Below are 17,138 nucleotides of genomic sequence, written 5' to 3'. Positions count from 1 at the left end.
AAAATGAAAAAAATATATTTGATGTTAGTAGTTATTTTCTTTTTATCAATGGGTAATGTTTTTGCTGAGGGAAATTTTACTCAATTAAGTGGTGAAATTAATGCAACTACTGATATCTATCAATTCACTCAGGATTATGTGTATAGTGGAGATAATATTACTGAGGGTATAGTTATCGAAAAGGATAATTATGTGGTTGAAGGAAATGATTTTACCGTCGATGGGCAAAATCTGGTTAGGATTTTTAATATTTCAGCTAATAATGTTACAATTAATAATCTGAATATTATCAATGCTAATTTTTCTATAGGTGGAGCCCTTTGGGTAAATGGTTCACTAATATTAAATAATGTAACTTTTATCAATGATTATGCGGAAGATGGTGGGGCCATATATTCTTTAAATACTGTATTGTGTAATAATGTTAGTTTTATTGACTGCAATGCTTATAGGGGAGCTGCTATTTTTGTGTCTAAATCTAATTTAACTGTATACGATTCTTATTTTACATCTGGTAATTTCATCAATTTTGCTTCTATTTATGCTCAATCATCAGATATCGAAATTCAAAATACCATATTTAAAGATATAAATTCCAATTATGCTTCAGCTGTTTATAATTCGGATGGTTTGACAATAATTTACAATTCCAGATTTATTAATTTAACGGCTAATGAAACTGCAGGAGCCATTGGAATAAAATCTCAAAAAAATTCAACTATAGATTCTTGTGAGTTTGTCAATGTTTCTTCAGCTAAAAATGGTGGAGCCATCTTTGTTGATTTTAAGAATTATAGGACTAAAGGAGGATGTGTTCAAATACAAAATGTGAATTTCACCAATTGTTCTTCCGATTTTGGAGGAGCTTATCTTCAATTAGGAGGTTCATTATCAATTAAAAATGCATCTTTTATTAATAATTCTGCAAATTATAATGGTGGAGCAATTTATACTTCATATTCCAAGGAACAAACTATTGATAATGTAAGTTTTATTTATAATTATGCGATATTGAATGAAGATTATCCTTCAAATGGTGGTGCTATCTTTTTAGATGCTGGAAATCTTAATATATCTAATTCTAACTTCAAGGATAATTGGGCGAATAAAGGTGGTGCAATATGTGTTTATGATTCTTCATTCAATGCCCAAAATTGTTCGTTTTTTAACAATGAAGAAGCAATCCATGTGATTTTCCAAAATGATTTTATTATGGAAGATTGTGAACTTAATAATGATACTGTCATTTTAAATGATACTGATTATCTTTATGTTGTTGATAAAGTGGGAATGGAATTGGAATTATTCAACAATACAATTAATGTTACAAATTTGCCTATTCGATTTGATTCAAGAGACTTTGGTTGGATATCTCCTATCCATAATCAGGGGTCAATGGGTTCCTGCTGGGCTTTTGGTATGGTTGCTACTGTAGAATCAGCATTATTAAAAGCATGTCAAATTGATATGGATATTTCCGAAAATAATATGCAAGACTCAATGCTAATCTATTCGAAATATGGCAGTCGTTCATATGAAGGAGGTATTGTAAACTATGCTATGGCATACCTTTTAAGCTGGTTTGGTGTATTTTCTCAAGATCTTGACACTTATGATGAATTGGGTAAAATATCTCCATTAATTCTATTGGATCAAAATATTCATATTCAAGACGTCATGTTAATTCGAGGTAATTTGTCTGATCCAGGTAATCATGAAATGAAAGAAGCCATTCTTAAATATGGGTCTATTGCCGGATATTACTTTGCCACTCCTAAAGTTAGTCGAGAAATGCATTATTATAATCCTGATACTTATTCTCAATACTGTAATATTTCTAGAATTTCAACTCATGCAATTTCTGTTGTTGGTTGGGATGATACTTTTTCAGCAGATAATTTCCTGATAACTCCTCCTGGTGATGGGGCATGGATTGTTAAGAATAGTTGGGGAACAGATTGGGGAGATAGTGGATATTTATATCTTTCATATTATGATTTAACATTTTGTGCTTTTCCTGATTTAATTGAAGAGTCTGCTGCCGCTATTATTATTGAAAATACTATTCCATACAATAAAAATTATCAATATGATTTGGCAGGTTTAACAGATTTCGATGTGGCAGATGAAAATATTTCATGTAAAAATATTTCATATAAAAATGTATTCACTGCTGTAGATAATGATTTAATCGCTGCAGTCGGTACCTATTTCAATAACTCTGATGTTGAATATACTATTGAAATTTATGTAAATGGGGATTTAAAACTTACTCAAGAGGGTATTAGTCCATTTTACGGATATTCTACCATTAAATTAAATGAATATATACCAATTTCTAAAGGAGATGTATTTGAAGCTGTTGTGACTTCTGATGCATTCCCTTACTTGAAGCTTATAAGGCAACATGTGGAAAACGGATCATCATTCTACTTTGATGGTAAAGAGTGGGAAGATGTTTCTGCAGAAGGCATAGTAGCCTGTTTGAAGGTTTATACTCTTCCTCGTAAAATAATTACTCAAGATTTAGTAAAAATTTATAAGAATGATTCAAAATTTGTTGCTGATGTTGGTGCAGCTAATGAATCTGTAATTTTTGAAATAAATGATGTTAATTACACAAGGATTAGTGATGAAAATGGAACTGCTAAAATAGCCATTAATCTAAATCCTGGTAACTACACAATAAAAACAACATTTGGCGACACTACTGTTGAAAACAATATTGAGGTATTGCCTACATTGATTGCTCAAAATCTTGTTAAATACTTCAGAAATGAGTCACAGTTTTATATTTCATTGATTGATGGTGAAGGTAATGTTGTTCCTAATGTAAATATTACTATGAATATTAATGGCGTATTTTACAACCGTACAACCAATGAAAATGGTACTGCTCGTTTAAACATTAATCTAAATCCTGGTGAGTATATACTAACTGCTATTGATCCGTTAACTGGTCTTCAGATGTCCTATAATATCACAGTATTACCTGTTTTAACTGCAGATGATATTAACATGACCTATAATGATGGAACACAATTCAAAGCAAAACTGATTGATGGTGAAGGCAATCCATTAGAAAATATTGGAATAACCTTTAACATTAATGGTGTATTTTACACAAGATACACTAACTCCTCTGGAATTGCTTGCTTGAACATTAATCTGATGGCTGGTGAGTATATTATAACATCCCAGTATGAAAGTGCAGTTGTTTCAAATAAAATAACTATTTCTGCAAAAGAGGATTAAACATTATCCTCTATTTTTTTATTCTATTATTTCTTCAACATCATATTCTTCTATTTTTCTTATTATCAGTGGTGTAGATATTGAAGGGTTGTCATATTCTGATTCTTCACCAATTTTGGCATTAATAAATACTTCATTGACTTGAGGCTCCAAAAATAAGGTTAAAATGTCTTGCCTAAACTCGTCATATTCCTTTTGAATTTTTTCGTCGGCTATTTTTAATAATGGGAGCTCTTCTGTCCATATGTCTTCGCCGGGAGAGAATTTTTTATCTTGCAGTTTATCTTCAAAAATTTCTCCGTCAAGCATCATTTCAAAGTTCTTGTTAAGTATTATCCAAACACATCTTTTCATAAAAATAGTATTTATATTAAGATAATTAAATATTGATGTATGGCTAATGTAAAACTTTTTAAAATGCTTGGAATTTTGGTAGCTATTATGTTAATATTTGTCGGAATTCTTCCAGTAATCAGGGGGGAAGTATTAACTAATGATACAATTGCTACATCAATTATCCTTGTTCTTTTGGGTATTGCTTATCTTATAATATCTTATAAACCTGAATGGACAAAAGCAGTCTTTTTCTTTGAAGGTATTGTTATTGGTGTTGTAGGTTATACCATATTGGATATTCCATATAATTATGGCTTCGCTATAATCGGCCTTATCATTATTACAATAGCTATTTTGGCTTATCTTATGAAATTGCCTAAGAGTATCCTTAAATTTTTCTATAGATAATCTTTTTTTCCTTTATTTTTTTTAATTCTTTTTTTAACATATTTTATTTATAAAACTGTTTTATTTTTGTTATTAGTTTTTAGTTTAAGTCAAGATTAGTTTTATTTTTCAGAAAAATATAGTAAAAGATATATATTATACTTAATAAAAATTAAATATACCATGGTGATTTATTATGGCAGAGATATCAGAAGCAATCGCAATGATAAAAAAAGCCGAATCTGATGCTGAACAGCTTATTATAGATTCAGAATCTCAATCAAAAGATTTAATTAACGAATCTAGAGTAAATGCTGAATCAATAATAGCAGATGCTAAAAAATCAGCAGAGGAAGAAGCTAAAAATACTGTTTTTGATGCAGAAGATAAAGCTAAAGAAGAAGCTAAAACTATTGCTGCTAATTCTGATAATGATGTAAAAGCATTAAAAGAAAAGGCTATGGCAAATGTTGATGAAGCTGCTTCAGTTATTGTCAAAAATATTTTGTAGTGAGAGATTATATGTTCAAGACAGCTAGAATGCGAAAAATTAGAATAGTTACACTCGAGAAGTATGTAGCTCCTACAGTGGATGCGCTCCACGAACAAGGGTTAGTACAAATGAGTGACATTTCTGAAAGTATTCAGCAAGATCCTGAATTAGCGGAATTAGTAACTCCAGCAAAAGCTACTCCATATGCGGGAAAATTATCTTCACTCTTGATGAAAACTAATGGTATATCTGAACTTTTCGGAAATTCTTTATCAGAAGGCCATGGGTTAAAAGACACTTTAATGTCTTTTATTAGTCCGGATATGCCAGTACAGAAAGAAATTGAAGATTTGGACACTGAAGCTTTTATTGAAAAAGCTGAAGAAACATTATCTCAAGTAGGGGGTAAGACACATGTTATTGAGGGAAAACTAGCCGCTCTCGACTCCGAAACAAGTGAATTAAAGTCTAATAAAAGTTTAGCTAGGCATTTATATAATTTTGACATGGATTTAGCTCTTTTAAAAGATTCTAAGTACACTTCTACAACTGTTGGTAGGATTAACGCTGAATCTACTTCAGAAATCAAAAATGAATTAAGTAAATTGACAGATGAATTAGAAGTATATACTGTTCCTATGACTGATGATAAAGAAGGAAATATCGTAGTTGTAGTAACATTAAAAGAGTATAGTGATGATGTTTATTCAACACTTCGTAAATTTGACTTTGAGAAAATAGAAATTGGTGATGTTGAAGGTACTCCTCAACAGATTATTTCCAATGCTGATTCAAGATTAGTATCTATTGAATCAGAACGTGATGCTGTTAAAACTGAATTAAGAGCAGTTGCTGAACAGTGGGATGATGAAATTCTATCTCTCAAAGAACAATTAGAAAATGAAAAAGAAAAAAATGAAATTCTTTCTGCTTTTGTTCAAACTAAAGATTCCTATGTTCTCGAAGCATGGGTGCCTGTAAAAGATACAGAAAAAGTTGAACAAGTAGTTGAAAAAAGCTCCGAAGGACATTGTGCTTTCGAATTAATTGAAGTTGAAGGCACAGATGACGAAGACGTTCCTGTTTTACAACAAAATGGATGGTATGCAAAACCATTTGAATATCTCGTTGATATGTACTCTCCAGTACGTTATAACGAAATTGATCCAACTTTGTTCCTTGCAATTACTTTTCCATTTTTCTTTGGGTTCTGTTTGACTGATGCGGGTTATGGTATACTTGTATCTTTAATCGGTGTAATTTTATTACGCGGATTAGGTAAAATTAATAAGACCATGAATGCATTCGGTTGGATTTTAATATGGTCTGGTCTGTGGGCTGTGGTTCTGGGTTTAGTAACCAATGGTGTTGTTGGAAACTTGCCTGAGTACTTCAATTATAAAGTGCCGACCGTAATTGGTGCTGTTGAAGCATTTAAACATCCTGATCATATTTTATATATAGCTATCGCTGTCGGTGTTATTTATACTAATATCGGTTTCATAATTGGTGCTATTGATAATTTCAGATATGGAAATGTTAAAGAAGCTCTCGGATCCCAAATTTGTTGGTTTATATTTGAAGCAGGTATTGTTTTCCTTGCTTTAGGATATATGGTTCCTGCAGTCGGTATGATCGGATACGTAATAGGTGGAGTATTGGTAATTATAACTCTAGGAATTTTAGTATGGGCTAATGGTGCATATGGTATGATGGATGTTTTCGGTTTTATGGGAGATGTCTTATCTTATGCGCGTCTTTTAGCATTATGTTTAGCTACCGGTGGTATTGCAATGACTGTAAACATCTTAGCTAATTTAATTAATTCGATGATTCCAATTCCAGTTTTAGGTATAATTATTGCAATAATTTTATTCTTATTTGGACATATCGCAAACTTTGCTTTCCAGGTATTGGGTGCATTTATTAATGCTTTACGTCTTAACTATGTTGAGTTCTTTTCACAATTCTTCATGGGCGGTAAAGGTAAATTCGAAGCTTTCAAAGCAAAAAGAACATTTACAAAACTTAAAAATTAAAAATTTTTTATTATATACTTTAAAATTAAAATTTAAAATCAATATTATTTCAAAGGTGAATTAATTATGGTAGTAGAAATTACAGGTACTGCTTTAGCAGCTATTGGTGCTGGAGTAGCAATTGGTTTTGCCGGATTAGGTTCTGGTTTAGGTCAAGGTATGGCATCTGCTGGTTCTGTAGGTGCAGTTGCAGAAGATAACGATATGTTTGCTAGAGGTATTATTTTCTCCGCATTACCAGAAACTCAAGCTATTTATGGTTTCTTGATTGCAATTTTATTATTAGTTTTCTCAGGATTATTAGCAGGAAATTTCTCTAAATTAGACATTAATCAAGGTATTATAGCTATTGGTGTCGGTGCAGCAATTGGATTTGCTGGTTTAGGTTCCGGTATGGGACAAGGTATGGCTGCAGCATCTTCTGTTGGAGCTGTTGTTGAAGATAACGATATGTTTGCTAGAGGTATTATTTTCTCTGCATTACCAGAGACCCAGGCTATTTACGGTTTCTTGATTGCTATCTTGCTTATGGTATTCGGTAAAATGTTGGCTGGTTAAGGAGGCAATTTATATGAGCTCAGGCACAGATAAAATTGTTTCAAGCATTATGTCTGAAGCCCAGGGAAAAGCTGATGTAATCATTCAAGATGCAAATGCTGAAGCTTCAGCTATTACTCAAAATGCTGAAAAAACTGCAGATGCTGAAAAAACCAAAATTTTAGAAAATGGTGTAAAACAATCTGATATGAGATATCAGCAAATTATCTCTGAAGCTAAGATGAATGCTCGTAGAGCCGAATTAGGCGCTAAAGAAGAAGTAATCGAGGCAGCTTTTGAAAAAGCTACAGTTGAATTAAAAGAAAAAGCTGCATCCGGTGATGAAGAATACGATGATGCATTAACTAAAATGATTAAAGAGGCTGCTGATGAAATTGGTAGTGATGATTTAATTATTCAATTAAACGAAGCTGATACTAATAAATTTAAAGATCAACTTTCAAATGCCTCTACTTTCGAAATTGAGGGTATTAAGTTTGAAATAGGTGAACCTATCGATACTATCGGTGGTGCTGTTTTAAAAACTAGTAATGGGGATATTGAAGTTAATAATACTATTGAAGCTAGGTTAGATAGATTTAAAAGTTTATTACGTAGTGAAGTTGCAGAAATTTTATTTAAATAATATAGGAGGATAAATTATGGTAGATTATGCAGCAGTAAGTGCTTTTGGATTTTCACCAGAGACAACCCTTGTCTTTTGTGTTATAGCATTACTTATTGTTGGTGCAGTTGTTGTAATCATTACATCTAGACCAATTTTGGACATTTATCCTTATCTTAACCCGAGTGCAAGAGTAAGAGCAAGAACAGGAAGATTATTTGATGAAAAACAAATTTCTGAACTCGTTGAAACCAACAATGTTGAAGAAGTTGAAAATTATCTCAGAGGTAGTCCTGATTATGCTAATGTTTTAGATGAGTATCCACTTGATAAAGCATTGGATGTTGAACGTGCTAATACATATGATTATATTGCAAGAGTAGCTCCTAAAGATGTTAAAGATCCATTTGTCATAATGTCTAAAAAAACAGATATTGACAATATTAAAAGTCTTTTAACTGCTAAAGAAGTAGGTCTTACTCCTGATGAAACAAGAGAGTTATTAATCCCTTGTGGATCTTTATATGGTGATTTAACATCCTTGGTTGACACTGACAATGTTACAGATATCGTAACAAGTTTAGATTCAACTGAATATGCGACTGTTTTAGAGGATGCTCTTCCAGAATATGAAGAAAAACATATGACTCTTCCATTAGAAGCGGCTTTAGATAAATATTATTTAAGCAATTTATTACGTTCTTCTGATGTTCCTTCAGATGAAAATAAACAAATTTTATATTCATATGTTGGAACTCAAGTAGATGTTGATAACCTTAAATTAATTTTAAGAGCTAAAGAAGATGGTTTAACTTATGATGATATTTCACATTACATTTTGGCTGACGGTTATCAATTACGTGAATGGAAACTTAAAGATTTAATGGATTCACCAGATGTTACAAATGTGATTTCTGGTTTGGAAGGAACAAAATATGCCAGTGCATTAACTGATGCAATGCCACTTTATAATGAAACTGGTTCCGTTGCTGTATTTGAAAAAGCATTGGATGCATACTCTTCTAACTATTCAAAATCTTTAGCTATTAAAAAACCATTAGGTATTGGTCCAATTATTGGTTATTTAAGTCAAAAAGAAAATGAGATTAAAAATTTAAAAATTATTGCAAGAGCAAAAAGAGAAGCAGATTTCCCTAATTCTAAAATCATGGAGATGTTAATATGAGTTCCGTAGCAATTATTGGTGATATTGACACTGTATCTGGATTTAGACTTGGTGGTGTCAAAAAAGCAGAAGTAGTCAATACTTCTGAAGAAGCTATTGCAGCTTTTGATAAATTTTTAGATGAAAACATTTCAATTATTATTATTACTCAAGTATTAGCTAATGAAATTAGAGATCATATTTCTAGAAAAATTGGTTCTGATGTATTACCAATGATAATTGAGATACCTGATAAAGATGGGTCCTCAGAAGGGTCCGCTGATCAAATGAATGATCTTATTAAAAGAGTCATCGGGGTAGAGATGGTTAAATGATTATTGAAGGAAAAATTATTAAAATTGCTGGGCCTGTTATTATCGCAGATGGTATGAGAGGAGCCCAGATGCTTGAGATGGTTAGGGTAGGTGAACAGAAGCTTATCGGAGAAATTATCGAACTTGAAGGTGACACCGCAACTATCCAAGTATATGAAGAAACAGCCGGTATTCAACCGGGTGAAGTAGTTGAATGTACAGGAGGTCCATTGTCTGTAGAACTCGGTCCTGGTGTAATGAGTTCTATTTTTGATGGAATTCAAAGACCATTAAGAATCATCAGAGAAGAATCTGGTGACTTTATTGCTAGAGGAATTGATGTAGATTCTGTAAATAAAGAGAAAAAATGGGCATTTAAACCTGTAGCTAAAGTAGGAGATGTTTTAAAAGCAGGAGATGTTCTTGGTGAAGTTCAAGAAACAACCGCAGTTTTACATAAAATTATGGTTCCTCCAACTTTAGAAGGTGAAGTAACTGAAATTGCTCCTGAAGGCGAATATACCGTATTAGAAGATATTGCTGAAGTAGGTGGCGAAAAAGTACAAATGCTCCAAAAATGGCCTGTTAAAAGAAGTCGTCCTTATGTTAGAAAATTAGACCCAGATATACCATTAGTAACTGGTCAAAGAGCACAAGACACTTTCTTCTCCGTAGCTAAAGGAGGAGCAGCAGCTATTCCAGGTCCATTCGGGTCAGGTAAAACTGTTACCCAACAGCAATTAGCTAAATGGGCTGACGCAGATATTGTTGTATATATCGGATGTGGAGAACGTGGTAACGAAATGACTGAGGTACTTACTGAGTTCCCATTCCTTGACGACCCTAAAACTGGAAACCCATTAATGGACAGAACAGTTCTTATTGCAAACACTTCTAACATGCCGGTAGCAGCTCGTGAAGCATGTGTATATACTGGTATTACTATTGCAGAATATTACCGTGACCAAGGTTACGATGTAGCACTTATGGCAGATTCAACCTCAAGATGGGCTGAAGCTATGAGGGAAATTTCTGGAAGATTAGAAGAAATGCCTGGGGAAGAAGGTTACCCAGCATACTTAGCATCCAGATTAGCTCAATTCTATGAAAGAGCTGGAAGAGTAGAAACTATTGGTACTGAATCCAATGTCGCATCTATTTCTGTAGTTGGTGCTGTATCACCTCCTGGTGGGGACTTATCTGAACCTGTTACTCAAAACACATTACGTATCTGTAAAGTGTTCTGGGCGTTAGATGCATCCCTTGCAGATAAACGTCACTTCCCTTCAATTGACTGGTTACAAAGTTATTCATTATATGTAGACAGTATTGAAGGTTGGTGGGCTGAAAATGTAGCTGCAGATTGGAGAGCAACTCGTGACCAAGCTATGAGTCTTTTACAAAAAGAATCAGAGTTACAAGAAATTGTACAATTAGTTGGTCCTGATGCATTACCAGAAACTGACCAAGCTACTTTAGAAACTACACGTATGTTAAGAGAAGATTTCTTACAACAAAATGCATTTGATGACGTAGATACATACTGTGCTCCAGATAAACAGTATAAAATGTTAAAAACCATTCTTAAATTCTACGATGAATCTCTTGCAGCTGTTAACAGAGGAGCTCCTATTGCAAATATTGTAGCTTTACCTGTTAAAGAAGAAATTGGTAAAATGAAATACATACCACAAGATGAATTTGATGCAAAAATTGAAGAAATTCAATCCGCAATTACTAAACAATGCAGTGAGGCTTAAAAATGAATACAAATATTAAAACTAGAGAATATACTACTGTATCTGAAGTCTCCGGTCCTTTGATGGTTGTTGAAGGAGTAGAAGGCGTTGGTTACAATGAAATTGTAGATATTGAAACACCTAATGGTGAAAAAAGAAGTGGACAAGTTCTCGAAGTAACTAAAGATGTTGCTGTTATTCAAGTTTTCGAAGGAACTAATGATTTAAACACTAAAGATACTAAAACCAGATTCACTGGTCAAACCGCAAAAATCGGTGTATCCAAAGACATGGTTGGTCGTATCTTTAACGGTATCGGTAAACCTATTGACGGTGGTCCTGAAATCATCCCTGATGAAGAATTGGATATTAACGGTGCTCCAATGAACCCTGCTTCTCGTGAATTCCCTGAAGAATTTATTCAAACTGGTATCTCTACCATTGACGGAATGAACACATTAGTAAGAGGACAAAAACTCCCTATTTTCTCTGGATCTGGTTTACCTCACAATGATTTAGCTGTTCAAATTGCAAGACAAGCTAAAGTATTAGGTGCAGACGATGAGTTTGCAGTAATTTTTGCTGCTATGGGTATTACAAACGAAGAAGCAAACTTCTTTATGAGAGACTTTGAACGTACTGGAGCTTTAGAAAAATTAACAGTATTCATGAACTTAGCAGACGACCCTGCTATTGAAAGAATCTTGACTCCAAAAATGGCTTTAACTACTGCAGAATATTATGCATTTACTTTAGGTATGCAAGTATTGGTTATCTTAACTGATATGACCAACTATTGTGAAGCATTAAGGGAAATTTCTGCAGCAAGAGAAGAAGTACCTGGAAGAAGAGGTTACCCTGGTTACATGTACACTGACCTTGCTGGTATTTATGAAAGAGCAGGACGTATTGATGGTAAAGAAGGTTCAATTACTCAAATGCCTATCTTAGTTATGCCTCAAGACGATATTACTCACCCTATTCCAGATTTAACTGGATATATTACTGAAGGACAAATTGTATTGAGTAGGGAAATCTCCAGGAAAGGTATTTATCCTCCTGTAGACGTACTTCCATCACTTTCTCGTTTGATGAGTGGTGGTATTGGTGGAGACAAAACTCGTGATGACCACAGTGGAGTATCTGACCAACTTTATTCTGCTTATGCAGAAGGTCGTGAATTAAGAGACTTAGTTGCGGTTGTAGGGGAAGAAGCTCTTACTGAAAGGGACCAAAAATTCTTAGAATTTGCACAAGCTTTCGAAGACAGATTCATCACTCAAAGTAAAGATGAAGACAGAACAATCTTTGAAACTTTGGATCTCGGTTGGGAGTTACTTAAAATATTACCTAAAGCAGAACTCAAAAGGGTTAAAGAAGAATTTATCGAACAATACCTTCCAAAAGACTAAATTCATTTGTTTAAAACAGGTGATTAAATGGCACAAGATATTATTGATGGAATTAATCCAACAAGGATGGAGTTATTATCTCTTAAAAACAGGACTAAACTAGCTGTTAAAGGGCACGGTTTACTCAAAGAAAAAAGAGATGCTTTAATCAAAGAATTTTTTGATATCTTGGATCGTGTTAAAGGTATTCGTGAAAATGCAGAATTAAGTTTAAAAGAAGCAAATGATGCATTACTTGAAGCTCAAATTGCAATGGGTGATTTAGCTGTAAGAAAAGCTGCTTTATCAGTTAAAGAATCTATTGATGTTGAAATTAATTCAAGGAGTGTTATGGGTGTAGCTGTACCTGTAACGGATGTTAAAATGGAAGAAAGAACCATTGTTGACAGAGGTTATGGTTTTTCAGACACCACTATTCAATTAGACGAAGCTGCTAAAAAATTCGAGGAATCTCTCAAGTATTTAATTGAACTTGGTGAAGTAGAAAAAACTATTTTCCTATTAGCTGAGGAAATTGAAGCTACAAAGCGTAGAGTAAATGCTTTAGAACATATTATGATTCCAAGATTCCAAAATACTGAAAAGTATATTGATATGAGACTCCAAGAAATGGAAAGGGAAAACTTTGTTCGTTTGAAAATGATTAGGTCTACTATCGAAAAGAATGAAAAAGCTCAAAAAGCTGCTGAAGAGGCCTCAGAATAAGATTTTTCTTATTCTTTTTCATTTTCTTATTTTTTTATTTTTAGATATTTTTTTTGTTTTATTTGATATGGTGTAAAAAATGAGAAGAGATCCGATTGACCAATTTATGAAAGATCCGGAAAATAAGGCCAGAATATTTGTCTGGATGACTTATGCTATGATTGCCACCACTTTTTTAATTACAATAGGATTTATATTATTTATATTGTATCTACTTCGTGTTTTTTAACTTCTTGATTTACAATTGAAGAACTATATTCAACTTTTTTATATAATTTATTAAAATCAGTATTTTTATCTATTATTGTTAGTAATGGTTCTGATTTTTCAGTTATTGTATCAATATGTGGTAAATCGTAAATGTTATTTAAATCTATTTTTGAATATTTATTTCGGCATGGTGCATAAATAATTTTTTTATAACTGTAATATTTTGCTTTTGGAATTTTAATGATTTCATTTTTGCATGATTTAATATGAGCATCCAACATATTTATTCCGAGAGATTTTTCTATACATTCAAATGTTCCTTGAATTCTTGGATTTATCTCAATAACATATAATCCATTTTTATTTAAAATATAATCAACACCATTAGAACCTATTAAATCAAATTTGTATGCTAACTTTTGTGATGTTTTAATCATTTCAGTATTTATTTTATCTATATCCTTAACATTTGTTAATATGGATTTATTTGTTAAAGGTAAGATATTTCCAATATATATGTAGCTATTGTTCTTTTTAAAATCGTGTTCTGTCAGTAATCTTGAGTTCATTATGGTTTTTTTCATATCCTTACTTCCAAGTACTGATGAACTTAAATTTATCCCCTCAATATATTCTTGGAGGATGAATTTTTCACCATCATTTAATTGAATATAGCCATCATTATTTAAAAGATTTATGTTGTAACCACCAGATCCTTTAAGAGGTTTTACAATATATTTAACATCGGATTTATTTTTACTTATTTCAATCGCTTCATCTACATCTTTTATTAAAAAAGTTTCAGGAACTTTAAATTCATCCTGGATCTTTTTATAAAATTTGAATTTATCTTCAATATCTGAAGTATTTTTATTTCCAAGAATCTTTTTTTGGTCTTTTTTTGTAAAGTCGTTTGGTGAAATTCCGGAAATAGGTATTATATAGTCAACTTCATCAATGTAATCTCTGGAAATCTCTAAAATACTTGCACTATTAAATTCATCTTCAAAAACACCGGAACTTTCGTTATTTTTTTCTTCTAAAATTATTTTCTGGTTTTTGATTGTTGGTGTATCTGATGTTGAAAAATAGCTGGTTGAAAAAATCTCGTAATCTAATTTTAATGCACTATTAAGCATACTTCTTGTATTAATTCCAATAAGTAATAGCTTTTCCATAAAAAAATCTCATAAAAAAAGTTATTTGAATAGTCCCGAGCGGAGTCGAACCGCCGTCTCCGGGTCCAAAGCCTAGAAGGATTACCACTACCCTACGGGACTATGTTGCAATATAACAACATTTTAATATATATTTTAAGTAGTATTTAAATGTATCGTTTTATTTTAATTTTTTGTAAAATAAGCATTTATTTACCCATTTACAGCCATTACAAACATTTTCAACACTTTTCAATGAATTGAATTTTGATGAAACTTCATTGAATAAATCTATGGAATTATATTCTATATCAGAATTTAATTGTGATAGGACTTCTTCATCCATTTTTACAATAATTTCATTCTGTTTTTCATTTTCACATAAGTTGTTCTTTAAATTTGGACATGCGGAACAAATATCATCAGGTTCATTTGTTAATGTGATTGTGCAGTCATTAGTTTTTCTCAATTCATTAATGCGAGTCATATTTAAAACAAAGTCTTTGCTATATCCATAACCCTGAAAACCCTGAAGACATAACAAATGATGACCTCTTAATTTAATTTTCATAGCAATCTTTAAAAAAAATAGTAAAAAGGTTAAAAATTAACCTCTTATTCTTTTGGTAAGCAAACTTTTGATAATCCAGAAACAGCAGCAATTTTAACAAGGTCTCCAAATATAAATGGAACAAGACCCATTAATAATAAATCTACAATTCCTAAAACTGCACCTTGGGTTAAATAGAACCATAATGCTAATCCTAAAAGACCTGGAATGTAGATTAATGCAAAGTTAGCTACACCAATAACTGCAAACATACGGGTAAAATTACGTGCTTTAGCATAATTTTCAGTAATATATCCTATAAAGTATGATGCAATTATAAATCCAACAAAATATCCGCCAGTGGATCCAAGTACAACGTCTAATCCACCAGTCATTCCTCCAAACCATGGGACGAATGCAATTCCTAAAACAATATAAATTATTTGGCTTAAACATCCATATTTTTTACCAAGGAATAATCCAGAACATAGTACCGCAAATGTTTGAGCTGTAATTGGTACTGGAGTCCATGGGAGAGGAATAATGATTTGAGCCATTAAACCAGTAATACAAGCCATTATAAATGAAAAGACTACTTTTGTTGCTGTGCTAGATTCTTGGAATCTTTCAAAAATGTCTTTTCTAGCTACATAATAATTTTCAATGTTTATATTCATTAAATTTCCTCCTAATTTAATTTCCTTATTAATATTTGTTGCTATTAATATTTATAATTATAGCAATTTTCTATTTTAATTGTGCATGCTATTATCAAACATGTTTAATGTCAGTATAGTCAGATATTTCTGAATTAATTGTTCTTATGTCATTCAGATTCAGGTCATGAACATTATTGTGTCCGGTAATTCTTGCAAATGTTTTTAACTCTTCTGTTGATACCTTAAGATAATTTTCAACTCTTTTAGCAGCCAAATCTGTTTCCAATCTTTCCCGTAATTCATTATCCTGTGTTGCAACACCTACAGGGCATTGGCCAGTATGACAGATTTTGTATTGCTGGCATGCTGCAGCTATTAATGCTCCAGTACCAATTGCTATTGCATCAGCCCCCATAGCTAATGCTTTTGCAAAATCTGATGATAATCTTAATCCTCCAGTAATGATTAGGTTCATATCAGAATTTTTTTCATCCAAATATTTTCTAGCTCTTGACAGGGCATATATTGTTGGAACGGATGTTGAATCCTTGATTATTTTAGGGCTTGCACCTGTTGATCCTCCTCTTCCGTCAATAGTTACAAAATCAGCGCCGGAATATATTGCATATTCAAGATCTTCTTCAATGTGGCCTGCTGCAAGTTTTAAACCGATTGGTCTGCCTTCAGATTTTTCACGAAGCATTGATACTAAATTTTTCAAGTCTTCTTTTGAGTTTACTTCTGGAATTGTTGCAGGGGAATGGATATCCATACCTTCAGGTTTATTTCTGACTTTTGCAATATCTGAAGTTACTTTAACTCCTTCAAGCTGACCTCCAAGGCCGGGCTTTGTTGCCTGACCGATTTTAATTTCAATTGCATCACTGCTTTTTAGATTTTCATCATTAACGCTGTATTTATTTGGAACATATTCGAAAATATATTTGTATGCATTTTCTTTTTCTTCAGCTAGAATTCCACCTTCACCACTACATTGGGCAGTTTTAACTCCAGCACTTCCTTTTGCAAGAGCGATTTTTACTTCTTTTGAAAGTGCTCCAAATGACATATGTGTTATATACACAGGGGTTTCGATTATCAATGGTTTTGAAGCATTTTTACCTATTATGGTTTGTGTATTAACATCAATATCTTTTTCCAAAGGTTGTGGATTTATTTGACAACCTAAAATTAAAATGTCATCCCAATTAGGCATTTTTAAGTCTGTTCCCATTGCAGAAACAATGCTTTCGCCACTTATTGCCATTTCATGAATTAAATCCATTGCCCTTTCATCTTTATCGGATTTGGCAAATTCTTTATTGTAGGCTAATTCTGGTGAATCAAAACTTTCCGTTTTTTCAATTTCAACAAAATTTGAAATATCCTGTTTACAGACTGGACATTTGCCCAAATCTTTCAGTAAAACGCCTGTGGATTCTTCATTATGAATGTGTCCGCAGATTAAACATTTGTAAATCATGTTGTGTTTATTTGGGCTTTGTACTATTTAAACGTATGGTAACTTTTTATAGGAAGTAGTGGATGGTTTTTT

The 17,138-nt window shown here is 32.4% G+C and carries 17 protein-coding genes and 1 tRNA gene; 12 read left to right on the top strand and 6 right to left on the bottom strand.

Annotated elements, in window-relative coordinates; translation table 11 throughout:
* Positions 1-3: 3 nt before the first annotated feature.
* Complete coding sequence (locus ACKI5C_RS08040) at positions 4-3,255, top strand: C1 family peptidase (RefSeq protein ID WP_407432638.1); 3,252 nt, start codon at positions 4-6, stop codon at positions 3,253-3,255.
* An 18-nt stretch (positions 3,256-3,273) separates the two neighbouring features.
* On the opposite strand, the gene ACKI5C_RS08035 is transcribed toward ACKI5C_RS08040, so the two are convergent.
* Positions 3,274-3,609 carry a hypothetical protein gene (locus ACKI5C_RS08035; protein WP_407432637.1) on the bottom strand — a complete coding sequence of 112 codons (336 nt, stop codon included), beginning with the start codon at positions 3,607-3,609 and terminating at the stop codon, positions 3,274-3,276.
* 39 nt (positions 3,610-3,648) lie between these two features.
* Between ACKI5C_RS08035 and ACKI5C_RS08030 the strand changes: the two genes are divergently transcribed.
* From ACKI5C_RS08030 to ACKI5C_RS07980, 11 genes are all read left to right on the top strand, one after another.
* Positions 3,649-3,999 carry a hypothetical protein gene (locus ACKI5C_RS08030; protein WP_407432636.1) on the top strand — a complete coding sequence of 117 codons (351 nt, stop codon included), beginning with the start codon at positions 3,649-3,651 and terminating at the stop codon, positions 3,997-3,999.
* Positions 4,000-4,174: 175 nt separating this feature from the next.
* Positions 4,175-4,489, top strand: a complete 315-nt coding sequence (locus ACKI5C_RS08025; protein WP_407432635.1) for an HrpE/YscL family type III secretion apparatus protein — start codon at positions 4,175-4,177, stop codon at positions 4,487-4,489.
* Between the two features lie 11 nt (positions 4,490-4,500).
* The gene (locus tag ACKI5C_RS08020) at positions 4,501-6,510 is read left to right on the top strand and encodes a V-type ATP synthase subunit I (protein ID WP_407432634.1); all 2,010 of its coding nucleotides are present in this window, start codon (positions 4,501-4,503) and stop codon (positions 6,508-6,510) included.
* Between the two features lie 66 nt (positions 6,511-6,576).
* Positions 6,577-7,068 carry a V-type ATP synthase subunit K gene (locus tag ACKI5C_RS08015; RefSeq protein WP_407432633.1) on the top strand — a complete coding sequence of 164 codons (492 nt, stop codon included), beginning with the start codon at positions 6,577-6,579 and terminating at the stop codon, positions 7,066-7,068.
* Positions 7,069-7,081: 13 nt separating this feature from the next.
* A complete protein-coding gene (locus tag ACKI5C_RS08010) occupies positions 7,082-7,693 on the top strand; it encodes a V-type ATP synthase subunit E (protein ID WP_407432632.1) in 612 nt (203 codons plus the stop codon).
* A gap of 16 nt (positions 7,694-7,709) precedes the next feature.
* Entirely contained in the window at positions 7,710-8,858 is a 1,149-nt protein-coding gene (locus ACKI5C_RS08005) for a V-type ATP synthase subunit C (RefSeq protein ID WP_407432631.1), read from the top strand.
* Entirely contained in the window at positions 8,855-9,172 is a 318-nt protein-coding gene (locus ACKI5C_RS08000; protein WP_407413608.1) for a V-type ATP synthase subunit F, read from the top strand. Before ACKI5C_RS08005 ends, ACKI5C_RS08000 begins: the two co-directional genes overlap by 4 nt.
* On the top strand, positions 9,169-10,911 hold the full coding sequence (locus ACKI5C_RS07995) for an ATP synthase subunit A (RefSeq protein WP_407432630.1): 1,743 nt from the start codon (positions 9,169-9,171) through the stop codon (positions 10,909-10,911). The genes ACKI5C_RS08000 and ACKI5C_RS07995 overlap by 4 nt, the downstream gene beginning before the upstream one ends.
* A gap of 2 nt (positions 10,912-10,913) precedes the next feature.
* Positions 10,914-12,302: a V-type ATP synthase subunit B gene (locus tag ACKI5C_RS07990; RefSeq protein WP_407432629.1), complete on the top strand. Its 1,389-nt coding sequence runs from the start codon at positions 10,914-10,916 to the stop codon at positions 12,300-12,302.
* Between the two features lie 27 nt (positions 12,303-12,329).
* Positions 12,330-13,007, top strand: a complete 678-nt coding sequence (locus ACKI5C_RS07985; RefSeq protein ID WP_407432628.1) for a V-type ATP synthase subunit D — start codon at positions 12,330-12,332, stop codon at positions 13,005-13,007.
* 79 nt (positions 13,008-13,086) lie between these two features.
* Entirely contained in the window at positions 13,087-13,236 is a 150-nt protein-coding gene (locus ACKI5C_RS07980) for a hypothetical protein (protein WP_407432627.1), read from the top strand.
* Here the strand turns inward: ACKI5C_RS07980 and ACKI5C_RS07975 are convergent.
* From ACKI5C_RS07975 to ACKI5C_RS07955, 5 genes are all read right to left on the bottom strand, one after another.
* Complete coding sequence (locus ACKI5C_RS07975) at positions 13,208-14,395, bottom strand: ATP-grasp domain-containing protein (protein WP_407432626.1); 1,188 nt, start codon at positions 14,393-14,395, stop codon at positions 13,208-13,210. The two genes, ACKI5C_RS07980 and ACKI5C_RS07975, sit on opposite strands and share 29 nt — an antisense overlap.
* 30 nt (positions 14,396-14,425) lie before the next feature.
* A tRNA-Gln gene (locus ACKI5C_RS07970) sits at positions 14,426-14,497 on the bottom strand.
* A 58-nt stretch (positions 14,498-14,555) separates the two neighbouring features.
* Positions 14,556-14,945 carry a DUF1284 domain-containing protein gene (locus tag ACKI5C_RS07965; protein ID WP_407432625.1) on the bottom strand — a complete coding sequence of 130 codons (390 nt, stop codon included), beginning with the start codon at positions 14,943-14,945 and terminating at the stop codon, positions 14,556-14,558.
* 44 nt (positions 14,946-14,989) lie between these two features.
* Entirely contained in the window at positions 14,990-15,595 is a 606-nt protein-coding gene (locus tag ACKI5C_RS07960; RefSeq protein WP_407432664.1) for a biotin transporter BioY, read from the bottom strand.
* A gap of 100 nt (positions 15,596-15,695) precedes the next feature.
* Positions 15,696-17,066, bottom strand: coding sequence for a glutamate synthase-related protein (locus tag ACKI5C_RS07955; protein WP_407432624.1), 1,371 nt, complete (start codon positions 17,064-17,066; stop codon positions 15,696-15,698).
* Between the last annotated feature and the right edge of the window lie 72 nt (positions 17,067-17,138).

The sequence above is a fragment of the Methanobrevibacter sp. genome (genome assembly GCF_045646045.1).
In the GTDB taxonomy this organism is placed as follows: domain Archaea; phylum Methanobacteriota; class Methanobacteria; order Methanobacteriales; family Methanobacteriaceae; genus Methanocatella.
The sequence above is the reverse complement of the archived record's forward strand: the minus strand, read 5'-3'. Positions and strand labels throughout refer to the sequence as shown.

What these genes read in the sequence shown, in the direction of transcription:
- ACKI5C_RS08005 (WP_407432631.1), top strand. Translation starts at nt 7,710, where the DNA reads ATGGTAGATTATGCAGCAGTAAGTGCTTTTGGATTTTCACCAGAGACA.
- ACKI5C_RS07990 (WP_407432629.1), top strand. Translation starts at nt 10,914, where the DNA reads ATGAATACAAATATTAAAACTAGAGAATATACTACTGTATCTGAAGTC.
- ACKI5C_RS08000 (WP_407413608.1), top strand. Translation starts at nt 8,855, where the DNA reads ATGAGTTCCGTAGCAATTATTGGTGATATTGACACTGTATCTGGATTT.
- ACKI5C_RS08025 (WP_407432635.1), top strand. Translation starts at nt 4,175, where the DNA reads ATGGCAGAGATATCAGAAGCAATCGCAATGATAAAAAAAGCCGAATCT.
- ACKI5C_RS07980 (WP_407432627.1), top strand. Translation starts at nt 13,087, where the DNA reads ATGAGAAGAGATCCGATTGACCAATTTATGAAAGATCCGGAAAATAAG.
- ACKI5C_RS07955 (WP_407432624.1), bottom strand. Translation starts at nt 17,066, where the DNA reads ATGATTTACAAATGTTTAATCTGCGGACACATTCATAATGAAGAATCC.
- ACKI5C_RS07995 (WP_407432630.1), top strand. Translation starts at nt 9,169, where the DNA reads ATGATTATTGAAGGAAAAATTATTAAAATTGCTGGGCCTGTTATTATC.
- ACKI5C_RS08035 (WP_407432637.1), bottom strand. Translation starts at nt 3,609, where the DNA reads ATGAAAAGATGTGTTTGGATAATACTTAACAAGAACTTTGAAATGATG.
- ACKI5C_RS07965 (WP_407432625.1), bottom strand. Translation starts at nt 14,945, where the DNA reads ATGAAAATTAAATTAAGAGGTCATCATTTGTTATGTCTTCAGGGTTTT.
- ACKI5C_RS08020 (WP_407432634.1), top strand. Translation starts at nt 4,501, where the DNA reads ATGTTCAAGACAGCTAGAATGCGAAAAATTAGAATAGTTACACTCGAG.
- ACKI5C_RS08040 (WP_407432638.1), top strand. Translation starts at nt 4, where the DNA reads ATGAAAAAAATATATTTGATGTTAGTAGTTATTTTCTTTTTATCAATG.
- ACKI5C_RS08015 (WP_407432633.1), top strand. Translation starts at nt 6,577, where the DNA reads ATGGTAGTAGAAATTACAGGTACTGCTTTAGCAGCTATTGGTGCTGGA.
- ACKI5C_RS08010 (WP_407432632.1), top strand. Translation starts at nt 7,082, where the DNA reads ATGAGCTCAGGCACAGATAAAATTGTTTCAAGCATTATGTCTGAAGCC.
- ACKI5C_RS07985 (WP_407432628.1), top strand. Translation starts at nt 12,330, where the DNA reads ATGGCACAAGATATTATTGATGGAATTAATCCAACAAGGATGGAGTTA.
- ACKI5C_RS07975 (WP_407432626.1), bottom strand. Translation starts at nt 14,395, where the DNA reads ATGGAAAAGCTATTACTTATTGGAATTAATACAAGAAGTATGCTTAAT.
- ACKI5C_RS08030 (WP_407432636.1), top strand. Translation starts at nt 3,649, where the DNA reads ATGGCTAATGTAAAACTTTTTAAAATGCTTGGAATTTTGGTAGCTATT.